The sequence below is a fragment of the Undibacterium sp. TC9W genome (assembly GCF_049339865.1).
Classification (GTDB): Bacteria; Pseudomonadota; Gammaproteobacteria; order Burkholderiales; family Burkholderiaceae_D; genus Undibacterium.
This window is the reverse complement of record NZ_JBMPPJ010000025.1, coordinates 1-24,445: the sequence shown is the minus strand read 5'-3', so window position 1 is coordinate 24,445 and position 24,445 is coordinate 1. Positions and strand designations below refer to the sequence as shown.

Sequence of the window (24,445 nt, the reverse complement as noted above, 5' to 3'; positions counted from 1 at the left end):
TCTCCGAGCACGTACGATAAGTAAGCACGATAAGCACCGCCTATGAGCACACCTTTACTTGCCAGTTTGTTGTCTGATTTATCGAAGGATCTGGGCCAGCCTGATTTTTACTGGCAAGTTGGGGTGGTTGCTCTTTGTTTTAGCCTCGCCTGGGTATTGTCGCGTGCGCTCAGGCGCACCTTTACTGCCAAAGACAGCGAGTCTGGTGTGATGAAACTGGGCGTGGAAAGTTTTTCCCGCGTACTCTCGCCAACTCTGGCGCTGATTTTTATCCTGATCGCAAAAATGATTTTAGGCAAATGGCAGCATACGCATTTGCTGTCCTTATTGTTTCCCATCATAGGTTCACTGGCACTGATACGTTTTGCCCTGTACGTCGTGCGGCAAACCTTTGCACGTGATGGCTATATAGGTAATTTCCTCGCCGTCTTTGAAAAGCTGTTTGCCAGCCTGGTATGGCTGGGTGTTGTTCTTCATTTCACCGGTCTTGGTCTGGAGTTGTTCACGGCCCTCGATGAAGCTTCCCTGCCTTTGGGTAAAAACAAGGTATCTCTGCTGACCATACTGCAAGCCGTGGCCTCGGTCGTGGTTACCCTGGTCGTTGCCATGTGGGCCAGTGCTGCGCTCGAAACTCGTTTGATGAAGTTACCGAATGCACATACTTCCCTGAAAGTTGTTTTATCGCGGGTGAGCAGGGCGGTATTCATCTTGCTGGCCATACTCATCAGCCTGACCCTGGTTGGCATAGACCTGACTGTGTTATCTGTCTTTGGCGGTGCTCTGGGTGTGGGACTGGGGTTTGGTTTGCAAAAAATCACCAGCAGCTATGTATCTGGTTTCATCATCCTGCTCGATCGCAGCATGTCCATAGGTGACATGATCACGGTCGATAAATATAGCGGGCGGGTTACGCAAATCAATACCCGCTATACCGTCTTGCAGGGAACCGATGGTGGTGAAGCTGTTATACCGAATGAGATGCTGGTGTCTTCACCGGTGCAAAATTATTCCCTGAGTGACAGGACGGTCGCCATGTGGACTGATATGACAGTCGGCTACGAAACGGATCTTGGAAAGATCATGCCCATCCTTGGCGAGGCCGCGGCTACCGTGGAACGCGTTTGCAAAGACCCTGCGCCTGCCGCCTATTTGCTGAAGTTTGGGGCAGATGGTTTTGAGCTGCGGGTAGGGTTCTGGATTGCCGATCCTGAAAATGGTCGTTCCAGCGTTATGTCTGCCGTGAACCTTGCTTTATGGCAAGTTTTGCAAGAGCATCATGTGAATTTGCCCTATGGTCAACGGGTTGTGACTTTAATTAACAGTCCAGCCAAAGAAACTTGAGGCAAGGCAACAATATTAGTTCTAGAATTGGGTGAACACCTCTAAAACCGCGTACAATGCCGTCCGATGTCTATAATGAAAAGAGTTGATTGCGTCTTTGCAGAATCAACCAAGATGCCGTCAATAACAATGGAGTACATGTCATTTTGAGCACTTTTATCGATACAGTAGTTGATTTTCTGTCCAACGGTCTGACCCGCGCAACGGGCTGGCAGGTGTTTATTTTCACCATGGTCGTGACTCACATCACGATTGCCAGTGTGACCATATTCCTGCACCGCTGCCAGGCCCACCGTGCCCTGGAATTGCATGCGATTCCCAGCCATTTCTTCCGCTTCTGGTTGTGGCTGACGACTGGTCAGGTCACCAAGGAATGGGCAGCGATTCATCGCAAGCACCATGCTAAATGCGAAACTGAAGAAGATCCGCATAGCCCGGTAACACGTGGTATCAAAAAAGTCTTGCTCGAAGGTGCAGAACTGTATCGTGCAGAATCCAAGAACCTGGAAACCATGGAAAAGTATGGCCATGGCACGCCGGACGACTGGATGGAGCGTAATGTTTACACCCGCTTTAGCTGGCAGGGCGTTGCCCTCATGCTGATCATCGACTTCATGCTGTTTGGTGTTGTTGGTGTCACAGTATGGGCTGTACAGATGTTGTGGATACCTGTGACTGCGGCTGGGATCATCAACGGTATTGGCCATTACTGGGGTTACCGCAATTACGATTGCACTGATGCCTCACGCAATATCCTCCCTATCGGTATTTTGATTGGTGGTGAAGAACTACATAACAACCACCATACATTTGGTACATCAGCCAAATTGTCGTCCAAATGGTATGAGTTCGACATAGGCTGGCTGTATATCCGCAGCATGGAAATCGTTGGTCTGGCCAAGGTCAAGAAAGTCGCTCCTGAACCCAAGTTCAAGGAAATCAAAACTGTCGTTGATCTGGAAACCCTACAAGCCGTGATCACCAACCGCTATGACGTCATGGCCAAATATACCAAGTCCTTGCGTCGTGCGTGGAGTGAGGAAGTAGCAAGCTTGCGCGAGAAAGCCATGTTCGAGGCGCACATGCTGAAATCGACCAAGAAATTGTTGCAGCGTGAGCCCACCAAGCTCGAAGCGCCTCAGCAACAGCAATTGTCTGAGGTGCTGGCACATAGCCGCGCACTAAAAACCATGCATGATATGCGTGTGGAGCTGGGCCTGATCTGGGAGCGTTCCACCGTCAGCCGTGAGCAACTGGTGCAGCAATTGCAGGATTGGTGTGTACGTGCAGAAGCATCTGGCATCCAGACTCTGCGCGAGTTTTCGCTCAGGCTGCGTACTTACGCTTGATACTTACTGAACGTATGTTAAAACGGCACTTAGGTGCCGTTTTGTTTTTTTGTTCCCATAATGTATATGTCGCCCACTTGTTGCGTGCTTGTGCAAGATGGTTAAACATTGTGGCTACTCAAGAAATACTGCTAACCAGATTAACTAACTGTTTAAGGTTTCCCCATTTGTTGGTACAGTAAAGTGTCGACAGGCAGGTGCTATGATTTACCTGATGCCCACTTGAGTGTTTAAATAACAGAAGAGGTGTACATGGTTCCCAGTGTCAATATAAAAAGCAGGATACTGTTAGTTGATGATGATGAGTTCACGCTTACACTTCTGAGCAGGATTTTGGAGAGGGCTGACTATGAGATCATCCAGGCCCAGTGCGGTGAAGATGCATTGAATGTCATCTTGATGCAGGAGCCTGATATTGCTCTGCTTGATATCAATATGCCCGGCATGTCAGGCCTTGATCTGGCGAACCACTTGCGTACTGAAACTGCAATTCCATTTATGTTCCTGTCTGCCACTTCAGACACTGAAATCGTCAAACAGGCGGTAGAGTACGGCGCGGTAGGTTACATGGTCAAGCCAGTAGATGTATTAAATATCGTTCCCACAGTTGAGGCAAGTCTTGCGCGCGCCAGAGAGATAAGGCAATTGAAGAAGAGTGAAGTTAATCTTACATCTGCGCTTGCTTCTGGCCGTGAAACCAGCATGGCGGTAGGCTTGCTGATGGCCAAATTTCAGTCTGATCGGCAAGTCGCGTTTGATGTGTTGCGTAACTTTGCCCGTTCTAATCGACGGCCTATACACGAAGTTGCAAGTATGCTTTTGCAAGCAGAAGAGACCATCAACCAATTCAAAAACCTGTTTAGTGGCAAATAGATCGACACCATCAAAAGATGGTTAAATCTTGTTTCTCTGTATTGCCGTGTGGCAAAATTCAGATATTATTCACTTCAGGCGAAGCGACTATCAGTTAATTCACCTGTCCCGTAACCATTTCCCCGTTATGGGACGTCTCATCAAATGCCGTCTGTTGTCGCCCCATTGCTGCGACCAATTGTCGGCTTCACCGGCCCAGAACCGCCGTCTTTCTCTATTCGCATAGTGTCTTGTTTTTCGCTGGCAATTGCCCATGCGTCTGCTTAAACTTGTTTTTAGTCTTTTGCACGAGAATGTGCGCAGATCGAAAGGAACAGATGTGTTCAAAGATATTATTCAGCGGAATCTCACGAACTCACCTGAACCAGGCAGGGCATATCCATGCATTGGTTTTGCTATGCAAGGTGTAATCATTCAAGTTATGTCGAATAAGTTACGCCCAATGGACAATCAACGGGCTTGTCAATTTGACTGGATAAGCGCAATAAAACGACTAAAGTAGAGAGTGCTATTTGCACTTAATAAACACTAGGCTGTGTCAGGCAAAAAGATAGTATAAAAAATGCCTTCGATGCCAGTATGAGTATCAAATAAATGGGAAAAGGGATGACTGCGAAACTTAATGTATTGATCGTTGACGATAATGCCGTCAATCTGTTGCTGCTGGCGACGCTGACAGAATCGGTCAGCGGTTTTCCGGCCATAAGTTTTGATGATCCACTCAAGGCTTGTGAGTGGTGCCAGTCAAATACGCCGGATCTTATTCTGGTGGATTATATGATGCCGGGATTGAATGGGCATGATTTCATCCGCAACGTCAGGAAGCTAGCGCATTGCATGGATGTCCCCATCGTCATGGTGACTACAGAAAACGAAAAGGCGGTCAGGCATGAGGCCTTGTCGTTGGGAGCAACCGAATTTCTTGCCAAGCCTGTGGATATACCTGAATGCCGTAGCCGCATACGCAATTTACTCGCCTTGCGCCACTCTCAAAATTTGATCAAGGACAGGGCCAAGCTATTGGAACATGAGGTGCAACTGGCGACAACTGCCATCATCGAAAGAGAGAGAGAGTTAATCGTGCGATTGTCCAAGGCTGCCGAGTTCCGGGATCCAGAAACCGGGGCGCATGTACAGAGAATGGCACATTACTCCAGGATTATTGCAAAGAAAATGGGCTTGTCTGCTGAATTTCAACAACTCTTACTGGATGCAGCTCCCATGCATGACGTTGGCAAACTGGGGATTCCTGACCATATCCTGTTAAAGCCAGGGAGGCTGGATGACGATGAATTACGCATCATGCGGCGACACGCAGAAATTGGATCTGTGATCCTTGCGGGCAGTTCTGCACCTTTAATACAGATGGGTGAGGAAATTGCCAGGACGCATCATGAAAAATATGACGGAACAGGATATCCAAATAATCTGGCTGGGGAAAATATTCCACTCTCTGGACGCATTGTGGCCGTCGCGGATGTATTTGACGCTTTGACTTCAGTGCGTCCCTACAAAAAAGCCTGGTCTGACGAGGATGCACGGCAGTTTTTGCAGGATAACGCGGGTAGCCATTTTTGCCCCAATTGTGTGACCGCATTTATCGATGCCTGGGATGAAGTCTTGGAAGTGAAAGCAAGCTTGCAGGACTGATGACATTTTTTAGATTCGAAATTTCTTTGAGCGGGCGGGTGCTTATAGTGCCGATCTAACCTGCGTACTGCATTGGATAAAGCAAATGAAAACAGCCAGAAAACGCTTCCGCCGTCAGTTGACACTGATGTTCGTCTTGACGCTGCTGCTGACCTGGAGTTTTGTCGCTTATGAGTTGTTTCGCAGCCGCACGCAATACTTGCAAGAGGCAAACGTTCGTACTTACGTACAGTCACAGGTATTTGCTGAATATTCACAGTCCGTCGTCCGACGCATCAATGAAGTTTTACTGGACATACGAGGCGACTGGAATGGTAACTGGGCTGAATTTGCTGACATCGTACGTCGTCGTCAGGAAATTCTGCAAGATATCTCTTTTCAGGTGGCAGTGATAGACCAAGACGGCATGATGCAATTTTCAAATTTGTCAAAGCCGAACGAAAAGGTGGATCTCAGCCAGCGCGAACATTTTCGTGTACACCGCGATAGTCCCGAAACCGACGCCCTGTTCATCAGCAAACCTTTAAAAGGGAAAGTATCGGGCAAATGGTCACTACAGTTCACGCGTCCCATATTAAGACAAGGTAAGTTTGACGGCGTTTTGGTGGTATCCGTCAGCCCGGACCAATTTACTGCATTGGCAAAAAAACTCAATATGTCTGAAGGCGGTGCGGTAACAGTGTTGCGTGATAGTGGTGAGGTAATGGCACGTTATCCATCCATGGAATCCGTCCTGGGAAAAGTTATCGACAACAGCTTTCTTGGATTGTCTTCCACACCTAGTCTTGCCGGGAATTATAGGCGGGTTGCTAAAGTAGATGGTGTAGAAAGGATTTACGGTTACTTTCGGATACCTGAGTATCAATTAACTTTCCTGGTTGGTGAATCGGTCGAGAGCGTATTGATGCCTTATGCGACGCACAGGAACATGGTTTTGGGTGCCGCACTCGTCATCAGTTTGTGCGCCTCTTTCCTGTTTAGCCTCTTGTTTAAAGCGCTGAACGCCAGGGATGGTATACAAGAGCAATTGGTTGAGCGTGAGGCTATCTTGCGCCAGTCCCAAGAAGTGGGGCAGATAGGGAGTTTTTCACTGGATATCGCTCGCAAGATATTCGAGTGTTCGGACACCATGAATGCTATTTTTGGTTTGCCTGCGGAGTTTGAGAAAACCTATGCCAACTGGCTGGAAATGATTGTCCCCGAGTTTCGTGAAGCGGTTGGCAAGGCCATGAGCGCAGCCATAGAGCAGCATACCCGGTTCAGCTATGAATATAAGATCGTGCGGCCCCTAGATGGTCGCGAATGCTGGATACAGACAGTGGGCGAAATCAAGCGGGGCTCGGCAGATCAAGCTAGGCATCTGGTCGGGATAGTTCTGGACACCACAGAACGCAGGATGCATGAAGAGGAATTGTTGAAGGCAAAAGAGATGGCAGAAGCTGCCAATACTGCCAAGAGTTTGTTTCTTGCATCCATGTCGCATGAGATACGTACGCCCATGAATGGAATTCTGGGTATGACGGAGCTTGCGCTTGATAGTAACTTGAATCGCGAACAGCGTCAGTATCTTGATTTGATCAAGTCGTCTGCTGATTCGCTGCTGACCATTATTGATGACATACTCGACTCTTCCAAGATAGAAGCAGGTAAGCTGATATTGGACCATGTGGTATTTGATCTGGCCACCATGCTTGACGATGCGGTGAAAACCCTGGTCATTCCGGCAGAACAAAAAGGGCTGGAGTTGGTCGCTGATACTGATATTGACAGTCGTCATACGCTCATCGGTGATCCTGTCCGCATACGGCAAATTTTATTTAACGTGGTCGGCAATGCAATCAAGTTTACTGAAAGCGGAGAGGTAGTTATCCAGGTCCGGCAAGAAGCAGTACCTGGTGGCGAGGTGCTCTTGCATTTTAAAGTGACAGATACGGGGATAGGGATAGAGCAATCCAAAATTGCCAGCATATTTGACTCTTTTTCGCAGGCGGACAATTCCATTACCAGAAAATATGGCGGTACCGGCCTGGGATTGTCGATTTCCTCGCGCCTTGTAGAGATGATGCGCGGCCGCATCTGGGTTGAAAGTGAGTTGGGACATGGAAGTACCTTTCACTTCGTCATCCGTCTGAACAAGGGAGGAGAAAGCCGGCTGCCATCGCTGCTACGTCTGCCTGAGCGCAAGTTCCTGGTGGTGGATGACAGCACTGCCAACCGGCAATTTCTGGCGGACGCTTTTCTGAAAATGGGTATACAGGCTGTATGTGCCGAAACTGCTCAGGAAGCCTTGGGTGAGATGCTGCGCGCGCAGCGTAGCGGCAATGCTTATGACCTCATCTTAATCGATGCCCACATGCCCGGTATGGATGGATTTGCCCTGCAGAAGAAGATGGCAGAAACCATGCCTCCGCTTGCCGCCAAAGTCATCATGATGATTTCTTCTGGCATACGAGGGGATGCAGACCGTTGCCGCATGGCGGACATAAAATTTTATATGAGCAAACCTGTCAGGTTGCCGGATTTAAGATCAACACTGGTATCGGCATTGGATATGGACAGCAATAATGTAGCTGACTCAGAACAGGCTGAAAATCGAGCGACTTCATCAATAAAAAGATTGTCTATCCTGCTGGCAGAAGATAATTTGATTAATCAGCAACTGGCTGTACGACTACTTGAGAAGTCCGGGCACAGTGTCAAAGTTTGTGACAATGGTCAGGCTGCCTTGAGTTTGGTTGAAACAGAAAAATTTGATGTCGTGCTCATGGATGTGCAAATGCCCGTGATGGACGGCATAGAGGCTTGCCTGGCAATCCGTGCCAGGGAAGAGCTGCGCGGTGGGCATCTTCCTGTCATCGCAATGACCGCCAACGTCATGGAAGGGGACAGGGAACGTTGTCTTGCCGCTGGCATGGACGAATATTTATCCAAGCCCATACAATCAAAAAAATTGATGGATTGTATTGAAGCTGTATTGAGTGGACATCGGATAAGTCAGCTACTGGATGATCATTCAGGAGATATTCTACAGGTGTTGCCTGAATTTGATTATGCAAAAGCCCTGGAAAAAACGGATGCCGAAGTGCTGGATATTGTAGGAAAGCTGGCTCTCACGAACATACCAGCCCAGCTTGCAGAAATTGCAGCTGCACTGCATGCAAGCAATTTCTCAGACCTGCAGCGCGCCGCCCATACTCTTAAAGGGGTTATTGGGTACTTTGGAGCGACGCCCATTGTCGAGTATGCGAAAAGAATTGAATTGAGTGCCAAGCAGGGGGAGTTGGAAGTGGCCCAGCGACATTTTCAGCTTTTGGAAGTGGAAACCAGAAAATTCCTGGTTCATTTGACGGATAAACTGAAAAAGCACGAGTGTTGATTTTCTGGACATGTCACCTGCAGTAGCGATGAAAGTTACGCCCGGAGGAGCTTGAGCATATTGCTTGAGGTCTTGCTTGCTGCCCACTTATGCATATTCATCATCAAGCCATTGGAATCAGACATAAAAAAACCCTGCAGTGCAGGGTTTTTTTTCTACAGAACTGAAATCAGAATTACTTGATTTTGGTTTCTTTGTAGATGACGTGCTTACGTGCTTTAGGATCGAACTTCATGATCTCCATTTTTTCAGGCATAGTGCGCTTGTTTTTGGAGGTTGTGTAGAAGTGACCTGTACCAGCAGTCGATTCCAGCTTGATTTTGTCGCGACCAGATTTAGCCATGATATTTTCCTAACAATAGTTTAGCTTAAACTTTTTCGCCGCGAGCACGCATGTCAGTCAAAACGGCATCGATGCCGATTTTGTCAATGACGCGCAGACCAGCATTGGACAAACGCAGAGAAACCCAACGGTTTTCTGATTCTACGAAAAAGCGACGATTTTGCAGATTAGGCAAAAAGCGGCGTTTTGTTTTGTTGTTAGCGTGGGATACATTGTTGCCAACCATTGGCCCCTTCCCAGTCACTTGGCAGACACGTGCCATGTTTAACTCCTTAGACGATTCCGAAATTGGAAAAACGCAAGTATAAACAAAATCTCATGAAATATCAACGACTTGCGAAAAACAAGTGTGTCTTATTTAAAAAATTAATTTAACAATCGTATTTTCCTGGGTTTGCAGCAGGTAAACACTGGCGTGAACGGCGGATGTATATCAAGCCTTATCTGCAACACTGACTGTTTCAATGCTGCAAAATCTCTGGCCTGACAAGGGTAATACTCAAATCAGGCCATGTTCTGCAAAAGAATACACATTTGGATTGGCGACGATGAAATGGTCCAGTACGCGCACATCTACCAGTGCCAGCGCTTGCTTCAGGGTTTGCGTGAGGCTGATATCCGCCTGGCTGGGCTCGCATGAGCCAGAAGGGTGGTTGTGAGCCAATATAATGGCCGCAGCATTGTGTTGCAGGGCTGCCTTGACTACCTCGCGTGGATAAACGCTGGCGTGGCTCAAAGTGCCGCGAAATAATTCTTCTGCCCTGATCAGGCGGTTTTTGATATCCAGGAAAAGAATGGCAAAAGATTCATGTGGTTTATTTCCTATCATCAGTTGCAAATAATTCTTGACGGCCTGAGGTGAGGAAAGGCTGGCGTTTTCCTGCAGTTCTTCAGAAATTGCCCGTTTGGCCAGTTCAAGCACGGCCTGCAACTGCGCATACTTGGCCGCACCCAGCCCATGTATGGACGAAAAATCCTTCATATTCGCTGCAAACAGCCCGGAAAGTGAGCCAAAGTGTTTGGTCATGTCGCGCCCCAGATCGACGGCGCTTTTACCCTTGACGCCAACCCGCAGAAAAACAGCCAGTAATTCAGCGTCCGACAAAGCACTGGCTCCGTGCTTGATCAGGCGCTCCCGCGGGCGCTGGTCTTCCGGCCATTCATTGATTGCCATCTAGCTTTTCTCCATAGAATTTGGTCCTTGTCTCTGTATAAGCAAAAGCTGGCTTACAATATCGGATTCTCAGCCTTATAAGCCCAGCTTCATATCATGTCTTCAAATGCAATCCCTACTGTGACACCCAACGCTTACCTGACACTGCATTATCGCCTTGCGACGCTAGCTGGTGAAGATATACTCAGCACCTTCAAAGAGCGCCCGGCTACATTGCAACTGGGCACAGGGCAACTGGCACCAGAACTGGAAGCAGCCTTGCTGGGACTGGAAGAAGGTTCTCATACCACCCAGGAGCTGGCACCTGAAAAAGCCTTTGGGCCGCGCAACCCGGAATTGATACAAAGAGTGTCGCTGGCTACACTAAAAGAAAATTCTGCTTTTGGCGAGCAATATGTGATTGGTGACCTGGTTGAGTTTGCCGCGCCTGCGGGTGGCAAGTTTGCCGGCATCTTGCGCGCAATTGATGACCAGGGCGCATTGTTTGACTTTAATCATCCTCTGGCCGGACAAACCGTGTTGTTTGAAACAAAAATTATCGGGATTCTTTAATCAAAGCTTATGGACAAAGAAATCTTATTAGCCCAGCCACGCGGATTTTGCGCTGGTGTTGATCGCGCCATCGAAATCGTCGAGCGCGCCTTGCAACAATTCGGTGCGCCGATTTATGTCAGACATGAAATCGTGCACAACGCCTATGTCGTGAATGACTTGAAAAACAAGGGCGCGATTTTTATTGAGGAGCTGGAGGATGTCCCTCCTGGCAATACCCTGATATTTTCTGCCCACGGTGTTTCACAAAGCGTACGCCAGGATGCCGAGGCCCGTGGCCTGACGATTTTTGATGCGACCTGTCCACTGGTGACCAAGGTGCATATAGAAGTAGCCAAGATGCGCAAGGAGGGCCGCGAAATCATCATGATAGGCCACCATGGTCACCCTGAAGTAGAGGGTACGATGGGGCAGGCTAATGAGGGCATGTATCTGGTGGAAACTGTGGCCGATGTCGCCAGCCTGCAAGTAAAAAATGCAGATATGCTGGCTTTTGTGTCGCAAACCACATTGTCTGTTGACGACACCGCAGAAATTATAGATGCTCTGAAAAAGCGCTTTCCCTTGATCAGCGAACCAAAAAAGGGAGATATTTGCTATGCCACGACCAACCGCCAGGAAGCGGTGAAGTTCATGGCGCCGCAAGTTGATCTGGTATTGGTGGTTGGTAGCCCGAACAGCTCCAACTCCAACCGTTTGCGTGAAGTCGCCGAGAAAAAAGGTGTGACCGCCTATATGGTCGATAATGCCAGTCAGATCAAGCCTGAATGGCTGGAAAACAGTTTGCGCATAGGCGTGACAGCCGGTGCTTCTGCACCGGAAGTGCTGGTGCAAGAGGTGATTGCCAGTTTGCGCCAACTGGGTGCACGTAGTGTACGTGCGCTCGATGGTGTTGAAGAGGCTGTGACTTTCCCCATGCCCAAAGGCCTGGCTGCAGCAAAAGTTTGATGCTTGTAACTCTCTTAAGTAAGTGAATTTGATAAAAAATTTGTTTTGGCTGTTGTTTTCGATATTTTATTTTGCAAATACGTGTTTAAGATGGCGGCACAATCAAGTTCGGTATTTGCCGGACTTGGCAAAACGTGTATGCTGGTATTCGGCACTTGTGGAAAGTACGTAGCTTGCGGTGGTTTTTTTACCACTGGAAGAGCAGGCAAACTATGTATAATCCCGCCGACTTTACTGGGATAACCTTTAAGTCAAAATATATTACAAAAACTTTTACCAAAAGTTGCTGAGGAGAGTTCTACTATGTGCATCGATTACGCCATTATTGCTTCTACTTTGATGACGCGCCTGTTTGGCTAACGCGCGTTCGAATTCCGGCGGCACCCAGTCTGGGTGCCGCTTTCCTTATCAGGAATGATTTTTGCTGAAACCTGTATGTTGTTACCCGATTTTTTCGGGTGGCAAGATGGCAAGCAGTTCATCTCCTGGTTTTTTCAGAAATTCGTTTCGTTTTTAAAGTGAGAAGCAAAATATGGATACCTTTATCCAACAAATTATTAACGGTCTTGTGCTGGGCAGCATGTATGCCCTGGTCGCACTCGGTTACACCATGGTCTATGGTGTGCTCAATCTGATTAACTTCGCGCATGGCGACGTACTGATGGTCGGTGCGATGGCTGGCCTGAGTATCATCAAGTTTTTATCGGTCGTAGCTCCTGAGCTGCCAGGAATAATCAAAATGATTATCGCCATTCTCGGTGCCATCCCTGTCAGTATTGCTGTCAATGTACTTATCGAACGCGTGGCTTACCGGCGCTTGCGAAATGCACCGCGCCTGGCTCCGCTGATTACCGCGATTGGTGTCTCCATTCTGGTGCAGACTTTTGCAATGAAATACTGGGGACGCAGCCCTATTCCTTTCCCTTCCGTGATGCCATTGGAACCTGTGCAAATTGGCGGTGCAGTGATTTCGCAAACGCAGATACTGTTGCTGGTGTTGGCGACTCTCTCCATGGTTGCCCTGGTTTTGCTGGTGGAAAAAACCAAGATGGGCCGGGCCATGCGTGCAACTGCTGAAAATCCGCGCGTTGCCGGTTTGATGGGCGTCGATTCCAACAAAGTGATTGTCGCAACCTTTGCGATAGGCGCTGCACTGGCAGCTGTTGCTGGCGTGATGTGGGCGGCCAATTATTCGTCTGCCCAGTTTGCCATGGGTTTTGTACCGGGTCTGAAAGCGTTCTCTGCTGCGGTGCTGGGTGGTATCGGTAATATCTACGGTGCGATGGTAGGCGGTATCGTACTGGGCCTGATTGAAAGCCTGGGTGCCGGTTATATTGGCGACCTGACTGGCGGTATTCTGGGAAGTCACTATCAGGACATCTTCGCCTTCGTGGTATTGATTATCGTATTGACCTTGCGTCCATCCGGCATCATGGGTGAACGTGTTGCTGATCGTGCGTAAGGAGAAAATCTATGTCTACATTATTTGATGTAAAAGCCAACCCGCAAAAGGCATTTACCAGTTTCGCTGTACTGGCGGTTATCCTGGTGGCATTCCCTTTTGTTGCTGCCAATTTTGGTAATTCCTGGGTCAGGATTATTGACCTGGTACTCTTGTATGTCATGTTGGCCCTGGGTCTCAACATCGTGGTTGGTTTTGCCGGTTTGCTTGACCTGGGCTATATCGCGTTTTATGCGGTAGGTGCCTATCTGGCAGGTATATTTGCTTCTCCACAATTTGCCATTGCTCTGGAATCCATCGTCGATAGCTATCCTGGTTTCGGCGCCTTCCTGGTCAATGTGCTGGGGCAGGAAATCACTCAGAATGGCATTCATCTGTCAGTCTGGCTTATTGTGCCGATGGCGGCAGCGGTAGCGGGCCTGTTTGGTGCGATACTGGGTGCGCCAACGCTGAAATTGCGTGGTGATTACTTGGCGATCGTGACCCTGGGTTTTGGTGAAATTATCCGTATTTTCATGAATAACATGAATGCACCGATTAATTTTACCAACGGCCCAAAAGGTATTAACAAGATAGACCCCGTCAGTGTGTTTGGTGTGTCACTGGCAGGTGAGCCCGGCAGCAATGCGACGGTGCACTTCCTGGGCATGAGCATGCCCTCGGTGAATGCCTATTATTTCCTGTTCCTGTTCCTGTGTATCTGTATCATTCTGGTTTCCTTCCGTTTGCAAGATTCCCGTCTTGGCCGCTCCTGGGTTGCCATCCGTGAAGATGAAATTGCTGCCAAGGCCATGGGTATCAATACCCGCAATATCAAGCTGCTGGCTTTTTCCATGGGAGCCTCTTTTGGTGGCGTGTCTGGCGCGATGTTTGCCAGCTTTCAGGGCTTTGTTTCTCCAGAATCCTTCTCGCTGATGGAATCCATCATTGTTCTGGCTGCAGTTGTGGTCGGCGGTATCGGGCATATTCCGGGTGTGATCATGGGGGCTGTGGCACTGATCTCCTTGCCAGAAATATTGCGCCACGTCGTTAATCCTTTGCAAATGCAATTGTTTGGCGAAGTGTGGCTGGAAGATGAAATTTTGCGTCAGGGGATTTATGGTGCGACACTGGTTGGTGTCATGCTTTATCGTCCAGCCGGTTTGTGGCCAGCGCCCAAGCACGAAGACCGTATGGCTAAGACTAACGAAGCGGCAGCATAAGGAAGATCGAGATGACTGAACAAACTATCTTAAAAATTGAAGGTGCCAATAAACGTTTTGGCGGTTTGCAGGCGCTTTCAAATGTTGGCATCAATATCAAGAAAGGCCAGATTTATGGCCTGATCGGCCCTAACGGTGCTGGCAAGACCACTTTTTTTAATGTCATCACAGGCTTGTATCAACCTGACACAGGGACCTTTGAACTGGAAGGCAAGCCTTATTCGCCATCGGCACCGCATGAAGTGGCCAGGGCAGGTATTGCCAGGACTTTCCAGAATATCCGTCTGTTTGGTGAAATGACGGCACTGGAAAATGTCATGGTGGGCCGCCATATCCGTACTCATCAAGGTGTATTTGGCGCTGTGTTCAGACACGGTGCGGCAAAAAAAGAAGAGGCTGAAATTCGCCAGCGTGCGCAGGAATTGCTGGATTTCGTTGGCATAGGTCAGTTCGCCAGCCGTACATCCAAGTTCCTGTCTTATGGTGATCAACGCCGCCTGGAAATTGCCCGTGCACTGGCAACAGATCCAAAACTGCTGGCACTCGATGAACCCGCAGCTGGTATGAATGCGACTGAAAAACTTGCCTTGCGCGAGTTGCTGGTCAAGATCAAGGCAGAAGGCAAGACGATTTTGCTGATTGAGCATGACGTGAAATTGATGATGGGGCTATGTGACAGGATGACTGTTCTGGATTACGGTAAGCCAATCGCAGAGGGTTTGCCAGCAGACATACAGAAAAATCCGGCAGTTATCGAAGCGTATTTGGGAGGTGGTCACTAATGGCTGAGAACGTATTAAAGATAAGCAATCTGAAAGTTGCTTACGGCGGCATCAAGGCCGTTAAAGGAATAGACCTGGAAGTCAACAAGGGTGAATTGATTACCTTGATCGGTGCCAATGGTGCAGGCAAGACCACGACCCTGAAAGCCATCACGGGCACCTTGCCTGCCTGTAAGGTTGAAGGCGAGATTGTCTATCTGGGCAATTCCATCCGTAACGTCAATTCTTTCGAGATGGTGAAAAACCACCTGGCCATGGTGCCAGAAGGCCGCGGGGTTTTCACACGCATGACCATTCTGGAAAACCTGATGATGGGCGCCTTTATCCGCAATGATAAAGCGGGTATCGAAGCCGATATCGAGAAATGGTTTGCCGTCTTTCCTCGCCTGAAAGAGCGTGCTGCACAACTGGCCGGTACCTTGTCCGGTGGCGAACAGCAAATGCTGGCGATGGCACGCGCCCTGATGAGTCATCCTAATCTGTTGTTGCTGGATGAGCCGTCCATGGGTCTGTCACCGATCATGGTGGAAAAGATTTTTGAAGTGGTGCGTAATGTGTCTGCCCAGGGAATTACCATCCTGCTGGTAGAGCAGAACGCCAAGCTTGCCTTGCAGGCGGCACACCGTGGCTATGTGATGGATTCCGGTTCCATCACGATGAGTGGCAATGCCAAGGACATGCTGAATGACCCTAAAGTCCAGGCCGCTTATCTTGGTGAGTGATGATACGTTTTACGAAGTAAGGTAAGTCTCTTGCGCAGCATGTGCTGTGCAGGGACCTTTCAAATACCTGCAAGTAATTGCAGGTATTTTTTTGTTTGTTTTTTTCTCTTATTATCACTTTTTATTTTTCACCTGGCCATGACAGACATCTTTTGCTATCCGCAAAAAACGCATCAGGCGATGGAGTCGCTTATCACAATGTAATTGCCCGGGGTTTTTTGCAAGCACTTGTGTCCAGACTTGACCATGATGTGGGTCAAGATATATTCCGTTTTTGGTAAATAGTTTATTTAAAACAATAAAGGAATATACATGGGGTTTGTCAATAAAATGCAGGCTGCATTGAGCAAGGATGCTGCCACCACCACACCGGGTTATAGTCGTTGGCAGATGGCCGCTAATGCTTTGTTGATCCATTTCCCGCTTGGTCAGGCATATGGTTTTTCTGTCTTCAATGGCTCACTGGTCAAGGTGCTGGGATCAAGCCTGACCAGTGTGGGCTGGATTTTTTCTGTGACCATTATTTTTCTTGGGCTGTCGGCGATCTTTGGCAAATGGGTAGGACACGTGGGGCCGCGCAAGGCCATGCTGGCGTCAGCATTGTGTTTTTTTGCGGGCTTTCTGGTTTCAGCACTGGGTGTGGTACTTGGCTCTTTGCCAGTAGTTATCCTCGGTTACGGCGGGATTGGCGGTACGGGCCTGGGGATAGGCTATATTTCACCCGTTTCGACACTGATCAAATGGTTCCCTGACAGGCGCGGCATGGCTAGCGGTCTGGCTATCATGGGCTCTGGCCTGCGTTCCACTGGGATGGGGAGTCTGGTAAACGGCAATGAAAGTCATGGCTATGTTTGCGTAAGCTAAGCATGTGTACATAAGCAAAATGCCCTGGCATGTTTCCAGGGCATTTTGCTTGTTGCCTGCTTGTTAGCTTGTTAGCCTGTTACAGCAGGAGGGGAGTCCTGCTGTAACAATGCTGATGCTTACTTCTTCGCGGCCTTTGGGGTTGCCGCTTTTGTTGCAGTAGAAACTGCATTGTTCAAGTTCGCTTCGAGAGCTTCAACTGCTTGTTTGGTTGTTTTGCTGATGTGATCGTAGCTGGCGTTCGCATTGTCTATCGATGTCTTGAACAAGGACACAAATTGCTCGGAACCAGCAGGAGCATTTTTAGACACTTCATCAATCAGGGTCAAAACTTTGCGATTGGTCTCCGCGATCTGCGCTTCAGCAGCATGTGTAAATTCTGCCTGTGTGCTGGTCGCGATGTTTGCCAGGTGACGGCTATAAGCCAGCACTTTTTCAGCTGTGGGCTGCGCTTGAGCTGCGGACAGATTGAAAAATTCTTGTGGGTCTTTGGCAGCCAGCAATTGCTTGGTTGCAGCAGAGCTTTCTTCCAGAGAGGATTTGGCGGCGTTCAAATTCAGTTCGATGAATTTTTCTACGCCTTCAAATGCTTTGCCTGTCAATGTAGTGAACAGAGCAAGTTGTGCATCGAAATTGGCTTTAGTTGCTGCAGAAATTTGTTCGGGTGCAGTAAACATGGACATCTCCTAAGTAGGAAAGTGGAATACAAGAAACCTGGCGATTGCTAAGTGGAATGTTGCAGCGCTGAACTTAATTATCAAACCATAAAATTGTGCGATGCAATAAATCATATTTTATTGATTCGCAAAATGAAGTCAAGGTAAATTTGTGCGTCGCAATATAATAATTATGTATATAAAAACATTAGATACAGATACCCGGTCAGGAAAATGAAAAACAAGCAAAGACACTTTTCCTGTGGCAATTATGTATGGCAATTATGACCAGAAAATGAAGTGGCATGCCTATGTTAGACTTTCACACGGAGATTTGCGTTCAGGCAATTCATTTTGTGGCAAACATATAGCTGGGAGAGGTAATGGCAATCACTGCAAAAATAAGAAAAGACTTTAAGCATTTTCACTCAATCACCACCCGTTGGATGGATAACGATGCTTATGGGCATGTTAATAATGTCGTGTATTACAGTTGGTTTGATACGGTCGTCAACGAGTTCCTGATACGCAATGCAGTGCTGGACATAGAAAGCAGCCCCGTCATAGGCCTGGTCATAGAAACCCATTGCAATTACCTGGCCTCGGTTGCTTTTCCTGATGTCATAGAAGCGGGCGTCAGCGTCAGCAAGTTAGGTAATTCCAGCGTGCGCTATGAAGTAGGCATTTTCAAGAATGGTGAAGACCAGGCTGCCGCCCAGGGGCATTTCGTGCACGTTTATGTAGATAGGGAAAACCGCCGCCCTACAGCCATCCCGGACAACATGCGCCAGCTCTTGCAAACCATAGAGGTAACAGGCTCATGATTACTTCAGCAAATCAACAGATCGTCGATGAAGCCATCACGTCACGTCGCTCGATACGTGCATTTTTGCCAGCAGCCGTGGCGCGTGAAGATATACAGGCCATACTTGAGGTTGCAGCGCGCGCACCATCTGGCAGCAATACTCAGCCATGGAAAGTCTATGTGCTGACCGGTTCCCGTCTGCATGCATTGTCGAATGCCATTCTGGCTGCCCATAATAGCGAAGGACAGGGCGGGCATGAGCAGGAATACAATTACTATCCGGTGAAATGGATTACTCCCTATCTGGAGCGCCGCCGCAAGGTAGGCTGGGATTTATATGCCTTGCTGGGCCTGGGACGTGAAAACAAGATGGGCATGCATGCACAGCATGGTCGCAACTATGCTTTTTTTGATGCACCAGTTGGCCTGATATTCACGATAGACAGGGTCATGGAGCAGGGTTCGTGGCTGGACTATGGCATGTTCCTGCAAAATATCATGATTGCTGCGCGCGGTCGCGGTCTTGATACCTGCCCACAGGCAGCCTTCACTCAATATCACAAGGTAATTGCAGAGCAGCTGCAGCTACCGGCAGATGAAATGCTGGTATGTGGCATGTCACTGGGTTATGCCGATCACAGCAAAATTGAAAACACTCTGGTGACCGAAAGAGCGAGCCTTGCTGATTTTGTCCGGTTTATCGAATAAAGAAGACAATTGATTATTTCTGGAAAATGAATTGTGAATTTTGTTTAAAAGCCAGAATATTTTTGCAACTTAGTCTAAGGATGCGAATGAATAATCGTAGCTAACTCCTTATTTTCCTTGCGGAATTTCCGAATTTTGCTACACTGCACTATCTTTTTGGCATATCTGATCTGGAGTCATTGATGGTGAAATTTGCCCGATGTGCAGTGGTTTTTTCATTAATCGCACTCTTGCCAGCGGCTAGTGCGCTGGCTGCCACAAACTCACACAAGAATTCGTCCAAGAAACATGCTGCTCATGGCAAGACGCATGTGGCTGCGCATAAGAAAATTATTATTCATACTGCGTCAGGCAAACTGGTCAAGCATACCGTCATGGTGCATGGCAAACGAAAAGTCATTACAGAGCGCGTGGCCCTGGTGCGTGAAGTACCGGACAGGCCAAGCATGGGTGATACTGCGGGCTTGAAAAATACCCAGGACCCTTTGGATCTGAAATCAAACGTGGCTTACGTGGTTGATCAGGATAGCTCCAAGGTCTTGTTCGAAAAAAATTCTGAGGTTTCCCTGCCTATCGCCTCGATTACTAAACTCATGACCAGCCTGGTAGTGGTAGAAGCTCATCAGGACATGGATGAGCAGATAGAAGTGACGAATGACGATATCGACAAGGAAAAAAACACCAGCTCCCGTTTGAAGATCGGTGCCAGGTTGTCGCGTTCTGACATGTTGCATATTGCCTTGATGAGTTCAGAAAATCGTGCGGCCTCCGCGCTCGGACGTAATTATCCAGGTGGCTTGCCTGCATTTGTTACGGCCATGAATACCAAAGCCAAACAACTGGGTATGTCAGATACACATTATGTGGATTCCAGTGGACTCTCCAGCCAGAACCGCGCCAGTGCGCGTGATTTGGTCAAGCTGGTGAATGCGGCCTATCAACACCCAGTCATCCGCCAGTATTCTACTGATTCAAAATATGTCGTCGCTCCTGGTGGAAAAAACCTGGAATACGGCACATCTAACAAATTGGTGATTAACCCTGCATGGGAAATCGGCCTGCAAAAAACCGGTTATATCGCGGAAGCTGGCCGTTGCCTGGTCATGCAAGCGATTATTGAAGGCCGCAACATCGTCATGGTGTTTCTCGATTCCAAGGGCAAATATTCACGCCTGGCAGACGCAGACCGCATGAAGAAATGGCTGGAGACAATCAAGCCGCATGTCTGAGCAATATTCAACGCATGCTGTGAAAAATGTAACACACAAGAACAAATTCTTGCTATACCCGCCTTAACAGGCGGGTATTTTTTTGGCAACAAACATTTAAGTCTGGGCAAAAGCTGAAATCAGCAGGCTTACGAGGCTCTTACGATGCTTGATTACAATAAGTAATTTATTTGATGAATTTTCGGTATTTGCCATCCAGTGGATTTGAGTCCATCGCTTCAGGTACGACTTGATCCCGTGTAAGTAGCTGCATTCCCCCAAAAATGTGGTGAAACCTTGCCGTCACTTCCCTTTAAGAAATACTCTAAGATGTGCCGACTTGCACGGGTAAGTTTGTTGGAAAAATGTAGCGAATTTGTCTTGCCGAAGCAATTATGGACTGGCTTTAACTATATTTCACATTCTGTTTTTTATGAATATAAATATTTAAAGCCTTTTGGGGTATTGTCTTGCATTTTGTCTATCTTTTAATCAAGAGAATGTTTCTCAAAGCTAGATATGGCGAGGATCGAAAACCGTAGTTGGATTTTCCTTCTTCAATGCTTCGATATTATTTCAGTAAAGCAATCGTTTGCTCAGTTTTTGAGAGAACTTTATTCACACAGTAGTAGTTTTATCTGCCTCAAATAATGACGACACCGACTTATCACTTTATCTCAGGCCTGCCACGTTCTGGCTCTACCTTATTGGCTGCTTTGTTACTGCAAAACCCACGCTTTCATGCCGGGATGACCAGCCCTGTCGGTACTTTATATACCAGCATGTTGCATCAGTTTGGCGCAGGGACTGAGTTTGGTCCGGTCATTACCAAGGCAGAACGTAAGCGCCTGGTGCGTGGCCTGTTTGATTCATACTATGCCGAGCACACTGATAAAAGCGTGGTGTTTGATACCAACCGCATGTGGACCGCACATTTACCCATGTTGATGGACCAGTTTCCCGGTTCCAAAGTGATTGCCTGTGTGCGCAATGTCGCCTGGGTGATGGATAGCATAGAACGCAAATACGCGGCTGACCCTTACGAAATCACACGCCTGTTCAATGACGACAATGAACGGGCAACGGTCTACAGCAGGGTAGAAACTCTGGCACAGCGCAACCGCATGGTGGGTTACCCCTGGGCTGCCCTGAAGAGCGCTTTTTATAGCGAACATGCAGCATCCATGCTGCTCATCGACTATGACTTGCTGGCACAGGCACCACAAAAAGTGCTGCCGCTGATTTATGACTTTATCGGTGCCGAACCATTCGAGCATGACTTTCAGAATATCCAGTATGACGCGCCAGAATTTGATGCGCCTTTAGGCATGCGTGGCCTGCACAAGGTCAGGCCAGCAGTCAGCTTCCAGGCCCGCGACACCATACTGCCCCCCGATTTGTTTCAGCAATACAGCCAGCTATCGTTCTGGAAAGACACGACCGGTAGCCGTGCCAATGTAATCACCGCCAAATTTGTTCCAAATTCTACTGAAAAATAAAGATGACACCGACTAATCCCCTGAATCCAGCCAGTTCTGAAGCCAATTCATCTTTCAGTTCTTCGTCAAGTTTTGCATTTGACCCTCTACACCCGAGCCAGGCAGATGGTTTGCCGTTTGTCTCCACTGCGGTTGTTGCGCCAGTCGTTCCCGCCATTACGCAAACCGCAGCTGCACCATCCATTAACCTACCATCCATTGCAGCCCCTGCGCCTGTCGCTGCCACAACGCCCCATGAAGTGGTGTTTGTTGATACCACGCTGCAGAACTGGCAAGGCCTGATTGGCGATCTTAAACCCGGTACGGAAGTCATCACGCTCGATCCGTTAAAAAACGGTGTACAGCAAATGGCCGATGCCTTGCAAGGCAAGGCCGATATCACTGCTGTCCATATCGTGTCACATGGTGGTGAGGGCTACCTGGTGCTTGGCAATACCATGCTGTCTTCGTATAACCTTGCAGATTATCAGTCCAGTCTGGCGACCATACAAAAAGCCATGGCAGCAGGGGCCGATATTTTGCTGTATGGCTGCGATGTCGCCAAAGGTGAAGTGGGTGCCAATTTTGTGAATCAATTGGCCAAAGTGACGGGTACGGATGTTGCGGCTTCCACGAATGACACTGGTGTACATGGTGACTGGGCATTGGAATACCATAGCGGCACAGTGGAAACCACAGTGATCGCAGCCCAGCAATATCAATATGATCTAGCAACTGTCACGGTCACGAACTTGAATGACAGTGGCGCAGGTTCATTGCGTGATGCGGTTTTAAACGCGACTGGTAACAATGCTGCCGATACCATCGTATTTGATCCAGCCCTGTTCGCCAGTGGTGCTGGCACCATTACCCTTACCAGCGGAGCGCTCGAAGTTGGTGGCACCAGTGATACAGATGCATTTAGTATTATTGGCCCTGGCAGCAATTTGTTGACCATCAGCGGTAACAATAGCTCGCAAATTTTTCGGGCGGATAATTATGCTGCAGCCAATACTTCAGCATTGAATATTTCAGGTATGACGCTGACCAATGCGAGCAATACCACAGCAACAGGTGACGCTCTCTCCCGTGGCGGCGGTGCCATCATCGTGTCCAGTACTGGTGCCGTAGTCATCGATCACGTAGTTATTAAAAATTCCAGTTCTTCTGGTTACGGTGGTGGTCTTTCTTCTTATGGTAATTATAATAGTAGTATTACCGTTAGCAATTCGAGTTTTCAATCCAATACTACTACTGGCGCTGGCGGCGGCATTAATCTGTCTGCTCATTCGGTCACATTGCTTAATAACACTTTTGAAGGCAATACTGCTGCTACAGGCGGTGGTGGCGCAGCACTCGGCATCATCGGCGCGGGTAGCTTCACGGTCACCAATAACACCTTTTCCAATAACACCAGTGGCGCCAGCAATGTGGTGGCAGGCAAAGGTGGTGGTTTGCAGATTTCTTCCTTCTCTGGCAGCACTGGCAGCATCATCAATAACACCATTGTTGGCAATCATTTCATTGGCAAATCAACGAACAATGTAGACCTGGTATCTGCGGATGGTGGGGGTTTGCATGTAGATGGCTCGCCTGGTGTGATTACGCTGTCGAACAATCTGATTGCGAACAATACAAGTACCGGCGCAGCTGGCAATAATGGCGCTGATCTTGTCCTGGGGCGCAATCTGACTGTCAATGGTGCCAATAATATTTTTGGAACCACGGCGGGCACTTACACCGCGTCCAATAGTGGCGGCAATACCATCAGTAACCTGACCGGTACTATTTCCACCGTCCCGAGCATGGGTACGTTGGCCTACAATGGCGGGCCGGTAAAAACCATTTCGATTGCTGGCGGCAGTAGTGCCGTAGGTGCAGGTACCACAACCGGTGCGCCGACGACTGATGCGCGTGGATTTAACCGTGGTGGCACAATTGATATTGGCGCCTATGAATCTTCCGATAATGGCAGCTTCAATTTTGGTGGAGTCGTTTCCCCTGCGAATGGCGTTATTGATGTACCCATCAACTATGACCTGGTGATCGATTTTGGTACGGCAGTTACAGCAGTTGCCGCCAAAAATATCGTCATTTACCGCCAGTCAGACAATGCGGTGCTGGAAACCATCGCTGCCACCGATACCAGCAAGGTCACATTCAGCAGTGGTACGGGCGGTGCCAATAGCAAGGTTACGATTAATCCAGCCGCCAATTTCCTTGGCAAGACTGGCTACTATGTATTGATAGACAGTGGTTCGTTCCTGGACAGTAGCAGCAAGTCATTTACCGGCATCACTTCCAATTCTACCTGGGCCTTTACTTCTGCCGGTTTGCCATCGACCATCACCAGCGCCACCTACGATGCCAGCACTGGCATTCTGTCCGTTATCGGCACTAATATGGCGAGCGGCGACACCATTGATGTTTCCAAACTGTCGCTGACAGGGCAGGGCGGTTCTTACACACTGACGACAGCGAATGTAACGACCAGCAGTGCGACAGCTTTCTCAATAACATTGAACGCGGCTGATAAGCTGGCCATCAACGGTGTCTTGAACAATAATGGCACAACGGCTGTTGATACCACCACCTTCAATCTGGCCGCTGCAGCTGGCTGGGATGCTTCGCAGGGACCATTGGCCGACACAACAAACCCTGTCACTGTCGCGAACGTCACAGCGCCAACGATTACGTCCGCGACTTACGATGGTACAACGCACACCTTCGTCATCACCGGGACCAACCTCGTCAAGACCATCGGTGCAACAAACGATGTGAGCATCTCGACGCTGACCATCACTGGTGAAGGCGGCGCCACCCGTACGCTGACCACTACAGGCAACGTCGAAGTAACATCCGATACCAGCTTTACGTTTACTTTGGCTGGCGCGGATATCGCGGCCGTGGATGGCCTTCTCAATAAAAACGGCACGTCTTCCGCCAGCAGTT

The 24,445-nt window shown here is 48.6% G+C and carries 20 protein-coding genes and 1 pseudogene; 17 read left to right on the top strand and 4 right to left on the bottom strand.

Annotation, left to right across the window (positions count from 1 at the left end; genetic code table 11):
* Positions 1-42: 42 nt before the first annotated feature.
* From ACO0LN_RS25280 to ACO0LN_RS25260, 5 genes are all read left to right on the top strand, one after another.
* Positions 43-1,341 (top strand): mechanosensitive ion channel family protein, encoded by a 1,299-nt coding sequence (locus tag ACO0LN_RS25280; RefSeq protein WP_422978667.1) that lies wholly within the window; start codon positions 43-45, stop codon positions 1,339-1,341.
* A gap of 146 nt (positions 1,342-1,487) precedes the next feature.
* Entirely contained in the window at positions 1,488-2,690 is a 1,203-nt protein-coding gene (locus ACO0LN_RS25275; RefSeq protein WP_422978665.1) for a DesA family fatty acid desaturase, read from the top strand.
* Between the two features lie 252 nt (positions 2,691-2,942).
* Complete coding sequence (locus ACO0LN_RS25270) at positions 2,943-3,563, top strand: ANTAR domain-containing response regulator (RefSeq protein WP_422978663.1); 621 nt, start codon at positions 2,943-2,945, stop codon at positions 3,561-3,563.
* Positions 3,564-4,169: 606 nt separating this feature from the next.
* The gene (locus ACO0LN_RS25265; RefSeq protein ID WP_422978661.1) at positions 4,170-5,213 is read left to right on the top strand and encodes an HD domain-containing phosphohydrolase; all 1,044 of its coding nucleotides are present in this window, start codon (positions 4,170-4,172) and stop codon (positions 5,211-5,213) included.
* An 85-nt stretch (positions 5,214-5,298) separates the two neighbouring features.
* Entirely contained in the window at positions 5,299-8,589 is a 3,291-nt protein-coding gene (locus tag ACO0LN_RS25260; RefSeq protein ID WP_422978659.1) for a response regulator, read from the top strand.
* 175 nt (positions 8,590-8,764) lie between these two features.
* Here ACO0LN_RS25260 and rpmG read toward each other — a convergent pair whose 3' ends face one another.
* The 3 genes from rpmG to radC all read right to left on the bottom strand — a co-directional run bounded on the left by rpmG (position 8,765) and on the right by radC (position 10,106).
* Positions 8,765-8,932: a 50S ribosomal protein L33 gene (rpmG, locus tag ACO0LN_RS25255; RefSeq protein WP_110257750.1), complete on the bottom strand. Its 168-nt coding sequence runs from the start codon at positions 8,930-8,932 to the stop codon at positions 8,765-8,767.
* 25 nt (positions 8,933-8,957) lie between these two features.
* On the bottom strand, positions 8,958-9,194 hold the full coding sequence (gene rpmB / locus ACO0LN_RS25250) for a 50S ribosomal protein L28 (RefSeq protein WP_110257749.1): 237 nt from the start codon (positions 9,192-9,194) through the stop codon (positions 8,958-8,960).
* A gap of 237 nt (positions 9,195-9,431) precedes the next feature.
* Positions 9,432-10,106 carry a RadC family protein gene (gene radC / locus ACO0LN_RS25245; RefSeq protein ID WP_422978657.1) on the bottom strand — a complete coding sequence of 225 codons (675 nt, stop codon included), beginning with the start codon at positions 10,104-10,106 and terminating at the stop codon, positions 9,432-9,434.
* 96 nt (positions 10,107-10,202) lie between these two features.
* Between radC and ACO0LN_RS25240 the strand changes: the two genes are divergently transcribed.
* The 7 genes and pseudogenes from ACO0LN_RS25240 to ACO0LN_RS25210 all read left to right on the top strand — a co-directional run.
* A complete protein-coding gene (locus ACO0LN_RS25240; RefSeq protein ID WP_422978655.1) occupies positions 10,203-10,658 on the top strand; it encodes an FKBP-type peptidyl-prolyl cis-trans isomerase in 456 nt (151 codons plus the stop codon).
* Between the two features lie 9 nt (positions 10,659-10,667).
* On the top strand, positions 10,668-11,606 hold the full coding sequence (ispH, locus tag ACO0LN_RS25235) for a 4-hydroxy-3-methylbut-2-enyl diphosphate reductase (protein WP_422978653.1): 939 nt from the start codon (positions 10,668-10,670) through the stop codon (positions 11,604-11,606).
* Positions 11,607-12,138: 532 nt separating this feature from the next.
* Positions 12,139-13,068: a branched-chain amino acid ABC transporter permease gene (locus ACO0LN_RS25230; RefSeq protein WP_422978651.1), complete on the top strand. Its 930-nt coding sequence runs from the start codon at positions 12,139-12,141 to the stop codon at positions 13,066-13,068.
* A gap of 11 nt (positions 13,069-13,079) precedes the next feature.
* Positions 13,080-14,270, top strand: a complete 1,191-nt coding sequence (locus ACO0LN_RS25225) for an ABC transporter permease subunit (protein WP_422978649.1) — start codon at positions 13,080-13,082, stop codon at positions 14,268-14,270.
* An 11-nt stretch (positions 14,271-14,281) separates the two neighbouring features.
* Positions 14,282-15,052: an ABC transporter ATP-binding protein gene (locus ACO0LN_RS25220; RefSeq protein ID WP_162040519.1), complete on the top strand. Its 771-nt coding sequence runs from the start codon at positions 14,282-14,284 to the stop codon at positions 15,050-15,052.
* Positions 15,052-15,774, top strand: coding sequence for an ABC transporter ATP-binding protein (locus ACO0LN_RS25215; RefSeq protein ID WP_162058230.1), 723 nt, complete (start codon positions 15,052-15,054; stop codon positions 15,772-15,774). The genes ACO0LN_RS25220 and ACO0LN_RS25215 overlap by 1 nt, the downstream gene beginning before the upstream one ends.
* A gap of 312 nt (positions 15,775-16,086) precedes the next feature.
* Positions 16,087-16,569: pseudogene (locus tag ACO0LN_RS25210) on the top strand (MFS transporter); the annotation flags it as partial.
* Between the two features lie 188 nt (positions 16,570-16,757).
* Here ACO0LN_RS25210 and ACO0LN_RS25205 read toward each other — a convergent pair.
* A complete protein-coding gene (locus ACO0LN_RS25205) occupies positions 16,758-17,315 on the bottom strand; it encodes a phasin family protein (RefSeq protein ID WP_422978647.1) in 558 nt (185 codons plus the stop codon).
* A 362-nt stretch (positions 17,316-17,677) separates the two neighbouring features.
* Between ACO0LN_RS25205 and ACO0LN_RS25200 the strand changes: the two genes are divergently transcribed.
* The 5 genes from ACO0LN_RS25200 to ACO0LN_RS25180 all read left to right on the top strand — a co-directional run.
* A complete protein-coding gene (locus ACO0LN_RS25200) occupies positions 17,678-18,118 on the top strand; it encodes an acyl-CoA thioesterase (protein ID WP_422978645.1) in 441 nt (146 codons plus the stop codon).
* Positions 18,115-18,807: a nitroreductase gene (locus ACO0LN_RS25195; protein WP_422978643.1), complete on the top strand. Its 693-nt coding sequence runs from the start codon at positions 18,115-18,117 to the stop codon at positions 18,805-18,807. Before ACO0LN_RS25200 ends, ACO0LN_RS25195 begins: the two co-directional genes overlap by 4 nt.
* Before the next feature lie 182 nt (positions 18,808-18,989).
* Positions 18,990-20,036, top strand: coding sequence for a D-alanyl-D-alanine endopeptidase (gene pbpG / locus ACO0LN_RS25190; protein WP_422978641.1), 1,047 nt, complete (start codon positions 18,990-18,992; stop codon positions 20,034-20,036).
* Positions 20,037-20,665: 629 nt separating this feature from the next.
* Positions 20,666-21,514: a sulfotransferase gene (locus tag ACO0LN_RS25185; protein WP_422978639.1), complete on the top strand. Its 849-nt coding sequence runs from the start codon at positions 20,666-20,668 to the stop codon at positions 21,512-21,514.
* Between the two features lie 2 nt (positions 21,515-21,516).
* Positions 21,517-24,445: DUF4347 domain-containing protein (locus tag ACO0LN_RS25180; protein WP_422978637.1), on the top strand; the 2,929-nt coding region annotated here is incomplete at its 3' end.

Excerpts from the sequence above, each read along its gene's own strand:
- ispH (WP_422978653.1), top strand. The coding sequence starts at position 10,668 with ATGGACAAAGAAATCTTATTAGCCCAGCCACGCGGATTTTGCGCTGGT.
- rpmB (WP_110257749.1), bottom strand. The coding sequence starts at position 9,194 with ATGGCACGTGTCTGCCAAGTGACTGGGAAGGGGCCAATGGTTGGCAAC.
- ACO0LN_RS25185 (WP_422978639.1), top strand. The coding sequence starts at position 20,666 with ATGACGACACCGACTTATCACTTTATCTCAGGCCTGCCACGTTCTGGC.
- ACO0LN_RS25265 (WP_422978661.1), top strand. The coding sequence starts at position 4,170 with ATGACTGCGAAACTTAATGTATTGATCGTTGACGATAATGCCGTCAAT.
- ACO0LN_RS25215 (WP_162058230.1), top strand. The coding sequence starts at position 15,052 with ATGGCTGAGAACGTATTAAAGATAAGCAATCTGAAAGTTGCTTACGGC.
- ACO0LN_RS25205 (WP_422978647.1), bottom strand. The coding sequence starts at position 17,315 with ATGTTTACTGCACCCGAACAAATTTCTGCAGCAACTAAAGCCAATTTC.
- radC (WP_422978657.1), bottom strand. The coding sequence starts at position 10,106 with ATGGCAATCAATGAATGGCCGGAAGACCAGCGCCCGCGGGAGCGCCTG.
- ACO0LN_RS25260 (WP_422978659.1), top strand. The coding sequence starts at position 5,299 with ATGAAAACAGCCAGAAAACGCTTCCGCCGTCAGTTGACACTGATGTTC.
- ACO0LN_RS25280 (WP_422978667.1), top strand. The coding sequence starts at position 43 with ATGAGCACACCTTTACTTGCCAGTTTGTTGTCTGATTTATCGAAGGAT.
- rpmG (WP_110257750.1), bottom strand. The coding sequence starts at position 8,932 with ATGGCTAAATCTGGTCGCGACAAAATCAAGCTGGAATCGACTGCTGGT.
- ACO0LN_RS25220 (WP_162040519.1), top strand. The coding sequence starts at position 14,282 with ATGACTGAACAAACTATCTTAAAAATTGAAGGTGCCAATAAACGTTTT.
- ACO0LN_RS25225 (WP_422978649.1), top strand. The coding sequence starts at position 13,080 with ATGTCTACATTATTTGATGTAAAAGCCAACCCGCAAAAGGCATTTACC.
- ACO0LN_RS25230 (WP_422978651.1), top strand. The coding sequence starts at position 12,139 with ATGGATACCTTTATCCAACAAATTATTAACGGTCTTGTGCTGGGCAGC.
- ACO0LN_RS25270 (WP_422978663.1), top strand. The coding sequence starts at position 2,943 with ATGGTTCCCAGTGTCAATATAAAAAGCAGGATACTGTTAGTTGATGAT.
- ACO0LN_RS25195 (WP_422978643.1), top strand. The coding sequence starts at position 18,115 with ATGATTACTTCAGCAAATCAACAGATCGTCGATGAAGCCATCACGTCA.
- ACO0LN_RS25200 (WP_422978645.1), top strand. The coding sequence starts at position 17,678 with ATGGCAATCACTGCAAAAATAAGAAAAGACTTTAAGCATTTTCACTCA.
- pbpG (WP_422978641.1), top strand. The coding sequence starts at position 18,990 with ATGGTGAAATTTGCCCGATGTGCAGTGGTTTTTTCATTAATCGCACTC.
- ACO0LN_RS25240 (WP_422978655.1), top strand. The coding sequence starts at position 10,203 with ATGTCTTCAAATGCAATCCCTACTGTGACACCCAACGCTTACCTGACA.